Genomic DNA, 15,477 nt, shown 5'->3' on the forward strand with positions numbered 1-15,477 from the left:
GCGCGTCAGTTCCTGTCTTCCGGCAGCGTCGGCAGTGGCGACACCTCGATGCCTTCGTCGATCAGGGACTTGGCCTCGTCGGGCGAGGCCTCGCCGTAGATCGGGCGGTGCTCCTTGTCGCCGTAATGCATCGCACGGGCTTCGTTGGCAAAACGCTCGCCGACATTGTCGGCATTTTTGACGATGTGATCGCGCAGCTCCTTGAGCTTGGCGCGCAGCTCCTTCTCTTGCGCCATCATCAGCGAGGTCGGCCCTGATGGAGCTGCCTCGGGCGTCGTCGTGGCCGGCTCCGGCGGTGGCGTCGCACGCCCGCGGCCCTTCTTGCCGACGATGCGCGGCGCCATGATCGCCTTGTCGACCTTGGCCGAGCCGCAGATCGGACAGGTCACGAGCTTGCGCTTCACCTGCGAATCGTAGGCCGACGAGCTCTGGAACCAGCTTTCGAATGCGTGGTTGCGGTCGCAGTGGAGCGCGTAGCGGATCATGCCGATCCCCGCACGAGATGCAGATGGTCTGGCCCGGCCTTGGGGTCTGCGACGCCGAAGCGGCGGCCGTGCTGGAGCGATGGGATCGCGCGGCGCGCGGTCTCGACCTTGGCCGGATCGATTTTGGCCATGATGATGCCGGGCTCGACATCGCCCTCGGCAAGGATTTCGCCCCAGGGGTCGATGATCAGGGAGTGGCCAAACGTCTCGCGCTTGTTCTCGTGCAGGCCGGCCTGCGCGGCGGCGAAGATGAAGCAGCCGGTCTCGATCGCGCGCGAACGCAGCAGGATGTGCCAATGCGCCTCACCGGTCTTGCGGGTGAAGGCGGACGGCACCGTGATGAAGGACGCGCCGCTTTCGGCCAGCGCACGGTAGAGCGCAGGGAAGCGCACGTCGTAGCAGATCGTCAGCCCGACGCGGCCCCAGGGCAGGTCGGAGATCACCGCGGTCTCGCCCGGCTGGTAATTGGCGGATTCGCGATAGCTCTCGCCGTCCGGTAGCTCGATGTCGAACATGTGGATCTTGTCGTAGCTCGCGAGCACATTGCCCTCGGGCCCGATCAGGAAGGAACGGTTGACCGCCTTCTCCTCCGAGAAGCGTAGCGCCAGCGAGCCGACATGGATGTGAATCCCGAGTTCCGCCGCGAGCGCCCGGTACGCCTTCAGCGAGGTGTCGTCCTCTTCGCGCTGGAGATGCTCGAACAGCGCCTTGCGGTTGAGCTGCATCATGTTGCTGACTTCGGGCGTCTGCACGTAGTCGGCGCCGTTGGCCGCGGCCTGCCGGATCAACCTGGTGGCCTGCGCGAGGCTCGGCTCGGGCATCAGGCCGGTGCGCATCTGCACCATGGCGGCGGTGAAAGTGCGGTTCTCGCTCATGACACCGCCTTTACGTTGTCGAGCATGCCGTCGAGCTTGCCTTCACGATCCAGCGCGTAGAGGTCGTCGCAGCCACCAATGTGAGTTCCGCCGATCCAGATCTGCGGGAAGGTCGAGCCGTCGCCGGCGCGGTCGTACATCTCCTGGCGCCAGGACGGGTCCTTGGCGATGTCGAACTCCGTGAAGGTCGCCTTCTTGCGGGTCAGCAGCGACCGGGCGGCGGAACAATAGCCGCAGCCCGGCCTGGTGTAGATCTCGACAGCAGCGGTCATGTCGTCTGGCGCTCTCATGTCATGAATTCATTGAACTATATGGGACGGGGGCCGCTCTCGACAACCCGGGCGAAGACCAGCACGTCGACCTGGGCCGCCTTGGCGCGAAGCAGGGCCCGCGCGCAGGCGTCCAGCGTCGCGCCCGAGGTCAGGACGTCGTCGATCAGGATGATCCGGCGGCCCTGGATTTCGACCTGACGGTCGGGGGATACCTGGAACGCCCCCTGCACATTGGTGGCCCGCTGGGCCCGCGACAGGCCGATCTGCTGCTCGGTGGCGCGTACCCGGCGCAGCACCTCGGCCTTCACCGTCACCCCGCTTTGCCGTGCGATGATGCGCGCCAGCGCTCCCGACTGGTTGTAGCGGCGGCGCCAGGCCCTGCGCCAATGCAAGGGCACGGGCACCAGCATATCGGCCCCGGCGAGCAGCTCGCCGCCTGCGCGTGCCATCCAGCGGCCCATGGCCGGCGCCAGATCCGTGCGGTCCTGGTATTTCAGCGCATGGACCAGCGTGCGCGCGACGTCGTCATAGCGCACCGCCGCGCGCGCCCGCTGGTAGGCCGGGGGGCTCGCGATCGCCTCCATCGACAGCATGTCGGGGCCGGGGTCGTATACGAAGGGGATGCCAAGCCGCGGGCAATAGGGCCGTTCGATGAACGACAGCCGCGTCCAGCAGGCCGCGCAAACGCCCTCGCCATCGACCGGCTCGCGGCACGACACGCACAGCGTCGGCAGCGCAATGTCGAGCGCAAGCCTTGCCGCGCGTGACAGCGCGGTGCGGCCGGCCGTCCATGCGGCCCGCAACGGTGCGGCGATGGAGCGGGTGGGGGCGGCGTCGGCTTCCATGAGGGCAGGCTAGCGTTCCGCGACAATCCGCTCAAGCCGCGCCCTCGTGCCCCGGACGCGGCGCAGCGCCACTTCGGCGGTGCGCAGTAGCGCGTCCGGGACACGCGAGAGGAGATTGCCAGAACCATTGGGATCAGCGTAACCAGCGGCATGGCCCAGACCCCTCAAGCTCCGCCTGCTCTGTTCGATCGTGCGCTTCTGCATGCGCGGCAGGGGCGCGCGCGGACGCAGGGCGAGGTGACGTTCCTGCTCGATCGCGTCGCCGAGGACATGTCCGACCGGCTGGCCGCCGTGATGCGCGAGTTTCACGCCCCGGTCGATCTCTGGACGCCCAGTGAAGGGCTCGCTGGACTGCGCACTCGGCTTCCCTCCATCCAACGGATCGCGCTCGATGCGGCGGGCGTCGAGACGCTCCCCTTCGCGCCGGAAAGCCTCGACCTCGTCGTCTCGGCACTGGCGCTGCAATTCGTCAACGACCTGCCGGGCGTGCTCGCGCAAATCCGCCGCGCGTTGAAGCCGGATGGCCTGCTGCTCGCCGCAATGATCGGTGGCGACAGCCTGACCGAGCTGCGCCAGGCCTTTGCCGCCGCCGAAGCCGAATGCGAGGGCGGCGTGTCGCCGCGCGTGGCGCCGTTCGCGGATTTGCGCGACATCGGCGCACTGTTGCAACGGGCGGGCTTTGCGCTGCCGGTCACCGACGTCGACCGCGTCGTGGTGCGCTACGCCAATGCGTTCGCGCTGATGCAGGATCTTCGCCGCATGGGCGCGGCCAATGTGCTGATCGAGCGGCGCCGCGCGCCGAGCCGTCGCGCAACGCTGCTGCGCATGGCGGAAATCTACACTGAGCGTTTTGCCGATGCCGACGGCCGCATCCGCGCGACGTTCGACATCGTCTGGCTCTCCGGCTGGGCGCCGCATGCGAGCCAGCAGCAGCCGCTGAAGCCGGGGTCGGCGAAAGCAAGCCTCGCGGAAGCGGTGAAGAAGGCGGGGAAGGAGTGATCCTCATGGTGAGGAGGCGCGTCAGCGCCGTCTCGAACCATGCAGGCCCGGCTCTCACCCGCGGCCATCCTTCGAGACGCCGCTTCGCGGCTCCTCAGGATGAGGTCTGAACTCACATCAACAAATCAATCAAATGCGGGATCAGCGGAATGTCCGCTGGCGGCATCGGATAGTCGCGGAGCTTGTTGGCGCGGACCCAGGCGAGGGTCTGGCCTTCGCGCGCTTCTACCTGTCCCTCCCAGCGCCGGCAGATATAGAGCGGCATCAGCAGGTGAAAGGTCTCGTAGCCGTAGCTCGCGAATGTCAGCGGCGCCAGGCATGGCTCGGCGACGGTGATGCCGAGCTCTTCATGCAGCTCGCGGATCAGGCTCTGCTCCGGCCGCTCGCCGGGCTCGAGCTTGCCGCCGGGAAACTCCCAGAGGCCGGCAAGCGTCTTGCCCGCGGGGCGCTGTGCGATCAGCACGCGCTTGTCGGCGTCGACAAGCGCGCAGGCCACCACCAATGTCAGCTTGAGATCGGTCATGAGGTTTACGACCGGTAATCCCCGTTGATCGCGACATACTCCTTGGTGAGGTCGCAGGTCAGCACGCGGTCGCGGCCCTTGCCGAGGCCGAGCGAGACCTTGATCGCGATTTCCGGGGCCTTCATCGCCTCCGACACTTGCGCTTCGTCATAGGACGGATCGCGTGCGCCGCTCTTGGCGACGCGGATGCCGTTGAAGGAGATCGAGAGCTTGTCGCGATCGGCCGGCTCGCCGGCCTTGCCGACCGCCATCACCACGCGGCCCCAATTGGCGTCCTCGCCGGCGATCGCGGTCTTCACCAGCGGCGAGTTGGCGATCGACATCGCGATCTTGCGTGCCGAGGCCTTGGTCTTGGCGCCCTCGACCGTGATCTCGACCAGCTTGCGCGCGCCCTCGCCGTCGCGGGCGACCTGCTCGGACAGATTGGCGAGCACCTGGTTGAACGCCTTGACGAAGGCCTTGAGGCGCGGGTCGCTGGCGCGGCTGATCTTTGGCGCGCCATGCTCGGCGGCAGCACCGGTGGCGAAGGCCAGCAGCGTGTCCGAGGTCGAGGTGTCGCCGTCGATCGTCACCGCGTTAAAGGTGTCCTCGACGCCGGCCTTGAGCAGCGCCTGCAGCGCGGCCGGTGCGATCGGGGCGTCGGTGAAGATGAAGGACAGCATAGTCGCCATATCGGGCGCGATCATGCCGGCGCCCTTGGCCATGCCGTTGATGGTGACCTTGGCCTTGCCGAGCTTGACGGTCGCGGTCGCGACCTTCGGGAAGGTGTCGGTGGTCATGATCGCCTTGGCGGCCGCCAGATAGTCGCCGGCCTCGGCAGTTTCCGCGAGGCGGCCGAGCACGCCGTCGAACTTGGTCGCGTCCAGCGGCTCGCCGATCACGCCGGTGGAGGCCAGGAAGATTTCGCCCTCGCTGCAGCCGACCGCCTTGGCCGCGATCTTCGCGGTCAGCGCGGTGGAGGCTCGCCCGGTCTTGCCGGTGAAGGCATTGGCATTGCCGGAATTCACCACCAGTGCGCGCGCCTTGCCGCCCTTCAACTTGGTGCGGCACCATTCCACCGGCGCGGACGGGCATTTCGACTTGGTGAAGACGCCGGCGACCGCGGTGCCCTTGTCCATCACCGCCAGCAGCACGTCGGTGCGGTTCTTGTAGCGGATGCCGGCTTCGGCCGTCGCAAGACGGACGCCCGCGATCACGGGCATGTCTGGAACGGTTTTGGGGGCGAGCGGGGAGACGGAGGAGGACATCGCGGGGCGCCTTGGTGAGGTCTGGATATGCAGATGGCCGGGCGTTTGCCCGGCCATTGCGACGTTAGATACTATTGGCGTCCGTGAAGTGACAGCGAATTCTTACTTCTTCGCGGGGGGCGCCATCTTGCTGTCGGACGGCTTGGCGTCGGTCTTGGCCGCGTCGGCCGGCTTGGCATCCGCCGCCGGCTGGTCCAGCCGTTCGACCTTGGCCTCCGCGCGCAGCTTGGCGACGTAGTCGGCCTGGGCCTTGCGGGTGACGTACTGCTCGATCTGCGCCTTGACCTGCTCGAAGTCCGGCGCCTTGCGGTTGCGCTTTTCCTCGACCTTGATGATGTGCCAGCCGAACTGCGACTTCACGGGATCGGAGATCTTGCCCGGCTCCAGCGCGAAGGCGACCGCCGAGAATTCCGGCACCATCTGTTCCTTGGTGAAGAAGCCGAGGTCGCCGCCGTCGGCCGAGCCCGGATCCTTGGACTTCTTCTTGGCGAGCTCGGCGAAATCGGCGCCCTTGTCGAGCTCGGCCTTCACCGCCTTGGCCTCGTCCTCGGTCTCGACCAGGATGTGGCGGGCGCGCACCTCCTGCTCGCCGGTGATCTGCTTGGAGGCCTCCTCGTAGACCTTCTTCATGGCGTCGGGGGTGGTGGCGGCCTTGCCCTCGCCCGCGAGCAGGCTGTCCATCAGCAGGCGGTTGCGGGCGAACGCCAGGCGCTTCTTGAACTCCTCGCTGTCGGCGACCTTCTTGTCCTCGGCAGCCTTGCCGACGATCTTCATGTCGATCAGGAACGACAGGACGTTCTCGTCCTTGGTCGCCGGGTCCATCTGGGCGAGGCTCGGTCCGAGTTCCTCCTCGGCCATGGCGACGTCGCTCTTCCTGATTTCCGCGCCATTGACCTTCGCCAGCACCGGATCGTCAGCGGCCCGGAGCGGGCCCGCAAACGCCAGGGTCAGCGCCAGAGCGAGGCTGCCAGCCAGGGCGGACGCATAGCGGAAACGCTGGCCGGTGATTACCGGGAACGAGGTGGTCATGGAAAATCCTTTTGTTGAAGCAGGGGGCTGCTCGAGCGGGGCGGACACTCGCCCAATTCAGGGGGGCTTGGCAACGCGAAAAGTCTGTCAAAATGATGAATTAGCCGCAATGCGCCCGCCGTTGACAAGGCCCTGACCGGGCCATATCTCTGCCCGGTCGCGACCATGGCGATGGCGTTTATTTTGCTGCGTTTTTGGCCGTTGAACCCAGACTTGCCCAATTCCCACCCATATGGCGGATGACCCCCGCAGTCCGGGCTCTGGCGCCATCAGGCGTCACGGTGAGTTGATAGGCAGGCGGGTGACAACTTCTTGGCTGCACCGCGGTTAAATCGCGAACACAGGAACTAGGCATGATCGGCGCGCTCGCCCGCAAGTTTTTCGGCTCCGCCAACGACCGGCGGGTGAAGGGATATCAGTCCCGCGTCAACGCGATCAACGCGCTGGAGCCGGAGGTCTCGAAACTCTCCGACGAGGCGCTGAAGGCCCGCACCGCCGAATTCAAGAAGCAGCTCGCCGAAGGCAAGACGCTCGACGACCTGCTGGTGCCCGCCTTCGCCACCGTGCGCGAGGCCGCCAAGCGGACGCTCGGCCAGCGCCATTTCGACGTCCAGCTGATCGGCGGCATCGTGCTGCACGAGGGCGACATCGCCGAGATGAAGACCGGCGAAGGCAAGACGCTGGTCGCAACGCTTGCGGTGTACCTGAACGCGCTCGCCGGCAAGGGCGTCCACGTCGTCACCGTCAACGACTACCTCGCCCGCCGCGACTCCGGCTGGATGGGCCAGATCTACGGCTTCCTCGGCATGACCACGGGCGTGATCGTCCATGGCCTGGACGATGCCGAGCGCAAGGCCGCCTATGCCTGCGACATCACCTACGGCACCAACAACGAATACGGCTTCGACTATCTGCGCGACAACATGAAGTACCGGCTCGAGGACATGGTCCAGCGGCCGCACTTCTACGCCATCGTCGACGAGGTCGATTCCATCCTGATCGACGAAGCGCGCACGCCGCTGATCATCTCCGGCCCGCTCGACGACCGTTCGGAATTCTACAACACCATCGACGGCTTCCTGCCCAAGCTCGACAAGACCGACTACGAGGTCGACGAGAAGCAGCGTACGGTGACGCTGACCGAAGGCGGCATGGAGAAGATCGAGACGTTGCTGCGTGACGCCGGCCAGCTCAAGGGCGAGTCGCTCTACGACGTCGAGAACGTCTCCGTCGTGCACCACATCAACCAGGCGCTGCGCGCCCACACGCTGTTCACGCGCGACAAGGACTACATCGTCCGCGACGACGAGGTCGTCATCATCGACGAGTTCACCGGACGCATGATGGCCGGCCGGCGCTATTCGGAAGGCCTGCACCAGGCGCTGGAAGCCAAGGAGCATGTCCAGGTCCAGCCGGAAAACCAGACGCTGGCCTCGATCACCTTCCAGAACTATTTCCGGATGTACGAAAAGCTCGCCGGCATGACCGGTACGGCGCTGACCGAAGCCGACGAATTGTTCGACATCTACAAGCTCGAGGTCGTGGAAATCCCGACCAATCTGTCGGTCGCCCGCCTCGACGAGGACGACGAGGTCTATCGCACCCAGAACGAGAAATACGCCGCGATCCTGGCCGAGATCGAGCGCGCCAATGCGCGCCTGCAGCCGGTGCTGGTCGGCACCGCCTCGATCGAAAAGTCGGAAGTGATCGCCGAATATCTGAAGAAGCACGGCTACCGGCAGATCGATTTCGGCAACGAAAACTCGATGCAGAAGCTGTACGCCGCCGCCCGCGCCGGCAAGCCGGCCAAGCTGTTCGCGGTGCTGAACGCGCGCTTCCACGAGCAGGAAGCCTATATCGTCGCGGAAGCCGGCGTGCCCGGTGCGATCACGATCGCGACCAACATGGCCGGCCGCGGTACCGACATCAAGCTCGGCGGCTCGCTCGAGATGCGCATCCAGCAGGAGACTGCGGGCATCGAGGACGAGGCCGAGAAGGCCAAGAAGATCGAGCAGATCAAGGCCGACATCGAGCACTTCCGCGACATCGTGCTGAGGGCCGAGGAAGAGGTCGAGATCGAGCCGGCCAAGGGTAGTAAGCCCGCCAAGACCGTGAAGAAGCCCGGCGGCCTCTACATCATGGGCTCCGAGCGCCACGAATCCCGCCGCATCGACAACCAGCTGCGCGGCCGCTCCGGCCGTCAGGGCGACCCCGGCCGCTCGAAGTTCTTCCTGTCGCTGGAAGACGATCTGATGCGCATCTTCGGCTCGGATCGCCTCGACAGCATGCTGCAGCGTCTCGGCCTGAAGGAAGGCGAGGCGATCATCCATCCCTGGATCAACAAGGCGCTCGAGAAGGCGCAGCAGAAGGTCGAGGCGCGCAACTTCGACATCCGCAAGAACCTGCTCAAGTTCGACAACGTCCAGAACGACCAGCGCAAGGTGATCTTCGACCAGCGCGTCGATTTGATGAAGGACGAGAGCGTCGCCGAGACGATCTCCGACATGCGCCACGCCTTCATCGACGATCTCGTCGCCAAGCACGTGCCCGAGCATGCCTATGCCGAGCAGTGGGACGTCGCCGGCCTGAAGGACGAGCTGAAGCGCGTGCTCGATCTCGACCTGCCGGTCGACGACTGGGCGAAGGAAGAGGGCATCGCCGACGAGGAGCTGCTCACCCGCATCGAGACCAAGGCCGACGAGCACATGGCCGCCAAGGTCGCGCAGTGGGGTCCCGACGTGATGCGTTACGTCGAGAAGACCATTTTGCTGCAGACGCTCGACCATCTCTGGCGCGAGCACCTGATCATGCTCGACCATCTGCGTCAGGTCATCGGCCTGCGCGGCTACGGCCAGCGCGATCCCTTGCAGGAGTACAAGACCGAAGCCTTCAATCTCTTCCAGGAGATGAGCGCCCACTTGCGCGAGGCCGTCACGGCGCAGCTGATGCGCGTCGAGATCGTCCCGCCGGAGCAGGAAGCTCCTGTCCTGCCGCAGATGGAAGCGCATAAGCTCAACCCGGACACCGGCGAGGACGAAATGGCCCTCGCCAGCGTGACGCTGGCCCCGCAGGCCACCGACGCTGCGCTGCGCGATCCCAAGAACCCGGCAAGCTGGGGCAAGGTCGGCCGCAACGAGGATTGCCCGTGCGGCTCAGGCAAGAAGTACAAGCATTGCCACGGGCGGTACGGCTAGGATCTGAATGTCCTAGTGAGGCGCGACATCGTCGCCTCACCTTCCACTGTCGTCGCCCGGTTTAACCGGGCGACCCAGTACGCCGTGGCCCCTCGGCTCAATCACAGCGGTCTCTGGAATACTGGATCGCCCGATTTAATCGGGCGATGACAGGCGAATGTGTGGCTTGCAACTGCCACCACACCGTCGTCCCTGCGAACGCAGGGACCCATACCGCGGAATCTATCGGCGACGCGCAGTCGTCGTACCGCGCACGAAAGCACAACTCCTAATCTCTGAAACAACCACGGTCTGTGGTTATGGATCCCGGATCTGCGCTTCGCTTGTCCGGGACGACGTGCTGAGAGGGCCGCGCGAAGCCGCCACTCAATTCGAGCTGTCGATCAGGCTCTCCAGCAGCCGCTTCAATTCGCTCGTGGACTTGTCGCCGTAGCTCTCCAGGATGTGCTCCTCCTGGTCCACCGCGAGCGAGTTGAGCTTCTTGCACAGCACCTTGCCGCGGTCGGAGATGAACATCAGCACCTTGCGGCGGTCGTTCGGGTCCTGCACGCGATAGACCAGCGTGTCGGAGACCATGCGGTCGATCATCTTGGTCAGCGTCGGATGGTTGAGCAGCACGGCGTCCGCGAGTTCGCCCATCGAATGGCCGCTGCCATCGGAGAGAACCTTGAGGATGCGCCATTGCTCGACGGGCACGCCTTCCTTGCTCAACCGTAGTTCGAGCTGCCGGTTGATCTCCCGGTTTGCTTGCGCGAGCAGGTAGGCGAGGTGTTCGGTGATCGGAGAGTTCGGTTTTGCCACGGCTAAGACTTCGTCTTGACCCAAATGAGTGAATGTCTTGCAATCAATGCTGCATCTATATGCACTTCAATTGTTGAATATTCAATATTTTCAAAATAGGATATTGCCCAACAAAAGGGCGGATGCCGCGGTCGCCCGAAGAATGTGCTTTCAAGTCTGGTGCCAGACAGGAGTAGGCGTGCGCACGACGGTGAACTTCCCGGCTCACGGCGGCCCGGCGTTGCCGCCGTCCATGCTGCTCAGGAATCTGTCGTCATCGGCGGCTGATGCCGATGGAGCGTTGTCGCCGGGCGATCACGCCTTCCTCAGGCGGCGCGGCGCCAACAAGCTGCGCATCGGCGGATTCATCTGCTGCACCGGATCGCCGGGGGTCTGGGGCCCCTGCGCGACGAACAGCGCGCAGCTCGCGGTCGCCGAGATCAACAAGCGGGGCGGCATCCTTGGCCGCGAGATCGAGCTTTCGATCTACGACGCCGGCGGGCCGCTCGACGAGGTCCTGAACCGCGCCGAGCAGGCGATCGCTTTCGACGAGCTCGATCTCATCGTCGGGCTGCACACCAGCGCGATCCGCGTCGGCTTGCGCGACGTCACCACGCGCCACCGCATTCCCTACATCTACACGCCCGTCTACGAGGGCGGCGAGCGCACGCCCGGCGTGATGGCGATTGGCGAGACGCCGCGCTGGCAGAGCCGGCCGTCGATCCACTGGCTTGCCGACGTCAAGAAGGCGTCGCGCTGGTACCTGATCGGCAGCGACTATGTCTGGCCCTGGCAATCGCATCGCGCCGTGAAGAACTACATCAGGGAAACCGGCGGCCATGTCGTCGGCGAAGAGTTCGTTCCCCTCGGCGAGGACAATCACGAGCCGCATCTGGCGCGCATCCGAGCCGCGAGGCCCGACGTCGTGCTGATTTCGCTGATCGGCACCGACAGCATCACCTTCAACCGTGCCTTCGGCGAATGCGGCCTCGGCGCCACGACGTTGCGGCTGGCCGGCGCCATGGACGAGACCGTGCTGCTCGGCATTGGCGCCGACAACAGCGAGAACATGTTCTGCGCGTCCGGCTATTTCTCCTGGATCGGCTCGCGGGCCAATGACGACTTCCAGATCCGCTATCGCGCGATGTTCGGGCCGAACGCCCCGCCGATCGGCTCACTCGGCCAGTCCAGCTATGAAGGCCTGCGTTTCCTCGAAGCCGTGGCGAAAAAGGCCGGTTCGCTGGCGATGGCGCCGATGCTCGCGGCGGGCCGCAACATCGTTTACGGCGGCGCGCGCGGCCCGGTCGTCGTTCGCAACGGTCACGCCCGGATGCAGATGTATCTCGCCGAGGCCGACGGCCTCGACTTCAAGCTGATCAAACCGGTCTGAGTTTGCCGCGGCAATCCGGACAGGCCGCATTTCAAAATAATACTTGAAAAGGAAAATATTTCCGTTTTGAATGTTTCGGCAGGGTCGCCGCGCGCGTCGCGCGCGTCGCGGCGGCGCGCAGCGACAGTTCAAAGAAACTTCAGGAGAGCGCCGTGACAGTTGTCCTTCCCACGCCAGCCCAGCTTCGCAGTGTCGCCGAGCAGTGCGGCCTTTCGCTCACCGACGACGACGTCGCCTCGTTCCGTGGCCTGATGCAGGGCTCGATCGAAGCCTACAATCTCGTCGGCGCGATGCCGGATGAAGTGCCGGTGGTCAAATATCCGCGCACGCCGGGCTATCAGCCGTCGGCGGAGGAAAACCCGCGCAACGCCTGGTACCGCAAATCGACCGTGAAGGGCGCCGCCAGCGGCAAGCTCAAGGGCAAGACCGTCGCGCTGAAAGACAACATCATGCTCGCCGGCGTTCCCATGATGAACGGCTCGACGACGCTCGAAGGCTACGTTCCCGATTTCGACGCCACCATCGTCACGCGCATGCTGGACGCCGGTGCCGAGATCAAGGGCAAGGTGCATTGCGAATCCTTCTGCATGTCCGGCGGCAGCCACACCAATGCGGCGGGTGCCGTCCATAATCCCTACAAAATGGGCTATTCGGCCGGCGGCTCATCGTCGGGCAGCGGCGTCGTGGTCGCGCTGGGCGAGGTCGACATGGCGATCGGCGGCGACCAGGGCGGCTCGATCCGCATGCCGTCCTCGTTCTGCGGCACCTACGGCATGAAGCCGACCTGGGGCCTCGTGCCCTACACCGGCATCATGCCGATCGAGATCTTCGTCGATCACACCGGCCCGATGACCGCGACCGTCGCCGACAACGCGCTGTTGCTCGAAGTGCTGGCCGGCGACGACGGCTACGATCCGCGCATCAAGGCACCGAAGGTCGACGAGTACACCAAGGCGCTCGGCCAGGGCGTGAAGGGCATGAAGATCGGCATCCTCAAGGAAGGTTTTGAGCAGCCGACCGCGGAGGCCGCTGTCAATGAGAGCGTCCGCGAGGCCGCCAAGCGCTTCAGGGATCTGGGTGCGACGGTCGAGACCGTCTCGATCCCGATGCATCTCGTCGGTCCCGCGATCTGGACCCCGATCGGCACCGAAGGCATGACCCAGACCATGATGTACGGCGACGGCTACGGCCTGTCCCGTGCCGATCTCTACTCGACCTCGCTGATGGATTTCCACCGCGGCTGGCGCCGGCAGGCGGACTCGCTGTCCGAGACGACAAAGCTGTTCCTGATGCTCGGCACCTACATCAACAACACGTTCGGTCCCCGCTATTACGGCAAGGCGCTCAACATCTCGCGACGCCTGACCGCAGCCTATGACAAGGCGTTCGGCGACTACGACCTGCTGCTGCTGCCGACCACGCCGATGAAGGCAACCAAGCTGCCGGAGCCCACCGCCAGCCGCGAGGACTATGTCGCCCGCGCGCTGGAGATGATCTCCAACACCGCCCCGTTCGACATCACCCATCATCCCGCGATGTCGCTGCCCTGCGGCATGGTCGACGGCCTGCCGGTCGGCCTGATGCTGGTCGGCCGGATGTTCGAGGAATCCACCATCTACCGCGCCGCGCATGCCTTCGAGCAGATCGGCGACTGGAAGAAGATGTGAGCGAGGCATTGATGCAGACGGACGGAACGCGTCAGAACAACAACCCAGAGCCCTGTTCCGATTCCATCGGAACGGGAAAGGCTCTGGCGCATGGCTAACGCGTTCGTCGCGGCGTTCGAGATCCTGAGCTTTGGCGCGATCATCGTCCTGATCGTGCTGGGGCTCGGGATCATCGCCAGCATGATGGGCATCTTCAACTTCGCGCAAGGCGAGTTCGTCCTGCTCGGGGCCTACATCACCTATCTCGCCTACGCCAAGGGCCTGCCGATCTGGGCCGGCATGCTCGCGGCGCCCGTCTTGGTCGGGGCGCTCGGCTTCGTGCTGGAGGCGCTGATCATCCGCCGCTTCTACGCCGCGCCGATCGTGGCGATGCTCGGCACCTATGCGCTCGGCCTGATCATCCGCGAGGCCGTACGTGGCCTGATCGGCGGCTTCTATCTCACCGTGCCCGAGCCGATCGGCGGCTCCATCGACATCGGTACGATCCATATCTCGGCCTGGCGCTTCACCATCATCGTCATCACGCTGCTGGTGATGGCGGGCTGCTATCTCCTGCTGTCGCGGACGAGCTTTGGCCTGCGTATGCGCGCCACGCTGGAAAATCCGTCGCTGGCGCGTGCCTCCGGCATTTCCACGCCCCTGATGTACGGCGCCACGTTTGCCTTTGGGTCAGCGCTCGCCGGCCTTGCCGGTGCGTTGATCGTGCCGGTGTTCAGCCTCTACGCCGATCTCGGCCTGCGCTTCCTGATCCAGGGCTTCGTCGCGGTGATGGTCGGCGGCGTCGGCTCCTTCATCGGACCGGTCGCGGGCGCCGGCGTCATCGGCACGCTCAGCGCCGCGCTGCCATGGGTGATGGCGCCCGTCGTCGCCGACGTCCTCGTCTTCGTGCTCGCCATTGTCTTCATCAAATTTCGGCCACAGGGCCTCATCGCTGGAAAAGGGGTTTAGTCATGTTCGATCGTACTCAACTTTCACGTCGCCGCTTCCTGTCCAACCTTGCGTTCACCACCGGTGCGGTCGCGACCGGCGTCGGCAGCTGGGTGATCCCGGCGCCGTGGGCCAATGCGGCGGAAGGCCCGATCAAGGTCGGCATCGCCACCGACCTGACCGGCCCGATCGCTTATGCCGGCAATGCCGACGCCAACGTCGCAAAGATGGTGATCAAGGAGATCAACGCGGCCGGCGGCCTGCTCGGCCGCCCGCTCGAGCTCTTCATCGAGGACACCGCCTCCAACGAATCCGTCGCCGTCGGCAACGTCCGCAAGCTGATCCAGCGCGACAAGGTCGACATGGTGCTCGGCGGCATCACCTCCTCGATGCGCAACGCGATCAAGGACCCGATCGTGGCACGCGGCAAGACGCTCTACATCTATCCGCAGCTCTACGAGGGCAAGGAGTGCACACCCTATCTGTTCTGCACCGGGCCGACGCCGGCGCAGCAGTGCGACGAGTTCATCCCCTGGCTGATCAAGAACGGCGGCAAGAAGTTCGCGCTGCCCAGCGCCAATTACGTCTGGCCGCACACGCTCAACGTCTATGCCCGCAAGGTGATCGAGGCGAATGGCGGCGAGGTCGTGTTCGAGGAATATTACCCGCTCGACCAGGTCGATTTCTCCGCGACCGTCAACCGCATCGTCTCCAACAAGGTCGACGTCGTCTTCAACACCGTCATCCCGCCGGGCGTCGGTCCGTTCTTCAAGCAGCTCTATGAAGCCGGCTTCCTCAAGAACGGCGGGCGTCTGGCTTGCGTCTACTATGACGAGAACACGCTCAACATCAATCAGGCCGCCGAGATCGAAGGGCTCGCAAGCTGTCTCGATTACTTCAAGGTGCTGACCAAGGAAAACCCGTTCGACGCGAAGATCCAGGCGGCCTACGAGAAGGACTTTCCGGGCAACTTCCTGTTCGCCGCGGGCAGCGCTGCCACCGGCACCTATCGCGGCCTGAAGCTGTGGGAGGCCGCCGTCAAGGAAGCCGGCAAGATCGACCGCGAGTCCGTCGCCGCCGCGCTTGATCACGCCAAGATCGCCGAAGGCCCGGGCGGACCGGCCGAAATGGTGCCGGGCAAGCGGCACTGCAAGATGAAGATGTACACCGCGGTCGCCAAGGGCGGGAACTACGAGATCGTCGCGCGCAGCGAGGGTCTGGTCGATCCCAAGGAATGCTGAGGC

General features: G+C 65.1%; 14 protein-coding genes. 6 read left to right on the top strand and 8 right to left on the bottom strand.

Annotated elements, in window-relative coordinates; all coding sequences use genetic code 11:
* Positions 1 to 5 precede the first annotated feature (5 nt).
* Genes NLM15_RS03020 through NLM15_RS03035 form a run of 4 tightly spaced genes read right to left on the bottom strand, consistent with a single transcriptional unit; the run spans position 6 to position 2,477 of the window.
* Complete coding sequence (locus tag NLM15_RS03020) at positions 6 to 485, bottom strand: DUF1178 family protein (RefSeq protein WP_254115206.1); 480 nt, start codon at positions 483 to 485, stop codon at positions 6 to 8.
* Positions 482 to 1,360 carry a carbon-nitrogen hydrolase family protein gene (locus NLM15_RS03025; protein ID WP_254115207.1) on the bottom strand — a complete coding sequence of 293 codons (879 nt, stop codon included), beginning with the start codon at positions 1,358 to 1,360 and terminating at the stop codon, positions 482 to 484. Before NLM15_RS03025 ends, NLM15_RS03020 begins: the two co-directional genes overlap by 4 nt.
* The gene (gene grxC, locus NLM15_RS03030) at positions 1,357 to 1,632 is read right to left on the bottom strand and encodes a glutaredoxin 3 (protein WP_254124132.1); all 276 of its coding nucleotides are present in this window, start codon (positions 1,630 to 1,632) and stop codon (positions 1,357 to 1,359) included. Before grxC ends, NLM15_RS03025 begins: the two co-directional genes overlap by 4 nt.
* A 35-nt stretch (positions 1,633 to 1,667) precedes the next feature.
* Entirely contained in the window at positions 1,668 to 2,477 is an 810-nt protein-coding gene (locus NLM15_RS03035) for a ComF family protein (RefSeq protein WP_254115208.1), read from the bottom strand.
* 150 nt (positions 2,478 to 2,627) lie between these two features.
* Here NLM15_RS03035 and NLM15_RS03040 point away from each other — a divergent pair, with 150 nt between their 5' ends.
* On the top strand, positions 2,628 to 3,476 hold the full coding sequence (locus NLM15_RS03040; RefSeq protein WP_254115209.1) for a methyltransferase domain-containing protein: 849 nt from the start codon (positions 2,628 to 2,630) through the stop codon (positions 3,474 to 3,476).
* A 112-nt stretch (positions 3,477 to 3,588) separates the two neighbouring features.
* Here the strand turns inward: NLM15_RS03040 and mutT are convergent, their stop codons facing one another.
* The 3 genes from mutT to NLM15_RS03055 form a co-directional block, all read right to left on the bottom strand.
* Entirely contained in the window at positions 3,589 to 3,999 is a 411-nt protein-coding gene (gene mutT, locus NLM15_RS03045) for an 8-oxo-dGTP diphosphatase MutT (RefSeq protein WP_254115210.1), read from the bottom strand.
* Between the two features lie 5 nt (positions 4,000 to 4,004).
* A complete protein-coding gene (gene argJ, locus NLM15_RS03050) occupies positions 4,005 to 5,246 on the bottom strand; it encodes a bifunctional glutamate N-acetyltransferase/amino-acid acetyltransferase ArgJ (protein ID WP_254115211.1) in 1,242 nt (413 codons plus the stop codon).
* 102 nt (positions 5,247 to 5,348) lie between these two features.
* On the bottom strand, positions 5,349 to 6,275 hold the full coding sequence (locus NLM15_RS03055) for a peptidylprolyl isomerase (RefSeq protein ID WP_254115212.1): 927 nt from the start codon (positions 6,273 to 6,275) through the stop codon (positions 5,349 to 5,351).
* A 353-nt stretch (positions 6,276 to 6,628) separates the two neighbouring features.
* On the opposite strand from NLM15_RS03055, the gene secA reads away from it, so the two are divergent.
* Positions 6,629 to 9,469, top strand: coding sequence for a preprotein translocase subunit SecA (secA, locus tag NLM15_RS03060; protein ID WP_254115213.1), 2,841 nt, complete (start codon positions 6,629 to 6,631; stop codon positions 9,467 to 9,469).
* A gap of 366 nt (positions 9,470 to 9,835) precedes the next feature.
* Here the strand turns inward: secA and NLM15_RS03065 are convergent, their stop codons facing one another.
* Positions 9,836 to 10,270, bottom strand: coding sequence for a MarR family transcriptional regulator (locus NLM15_RS03065; protein WP_254115214.1), 435 nt, complete (start codon positions 10,268 to 10,270; stop codon positions 9,836 to 9,838).
* Between the two features lie 178 nt (positions 10,271 to 10,448).
* Between NLM15_RS03065 and NLM15_RS03070 the strand changes: the two genes are divergently transcribed.
* From NLM15_RS03070 to NLM15_RS03085, 4 genes are all read left to right on the top strand, one after another.
* A complete protein-coding gene (locus NLM15_RS03070) occupies positions 10,449 to 11,639 on the top strand; it encodes a substrate-binding domain-containing protein (protein WP_254115215.1) in 1,191 nt (396 codons plus the stop codon).
* Positions 11,640 to 11,791: 152 nt separating this feature from the next.
* Positions 11,792 to 13,306 (top strand): amidase, encoded by a 1,515-nt coding sequence (locus NLM15_RS03075; RefSeq protein ID WP_254115216.1) that lies wholly within the window; start codon positions 11,792 to 11,794, stop codon positions 13,304 to 13,306.
* Positions 13,307 to 13,396: 90 nt separating this feature from the next.
* On the top strand, positions 13,397 to 14,254 hold the full coding sequence (locus NLM15_RS03080) for a branched-chain amino acid ABC transporter permease (protein ID WP_254115217.1): 858 nt from the start codon (positions 13,397 to 13,399) through the stop codon (positions 14,252 to 14,254).
* Between the two features lie 2 nt (positions 14,255 to 14,256).
* Positions 14,257 to 15,474 carry a substrate-binding protein gene (locus tag NLM15_RS03085; RefSeq protein WP_254115218.1) on the top strand — a complete coding sequence of 406 codons (1,218 nt, stop codon included), beginning with the start codon at positions 14,257 to 14,259 and terminating at the stop codon, positions 15,472 to 15,474.
* Positions 15,475 to 15,477: the final 3 nt, after the last annotated feature.

Origin of the sequence: Bradyrhizobium sp. CCGB20 (genome assembly GCF_024199855.1) — a bacterium.
GTDB lineage: Bacteria > Pseudomonadota > Alphaproteobacteria > Rhizobiales > Xanthobacteraceae > Bradyrhizobium.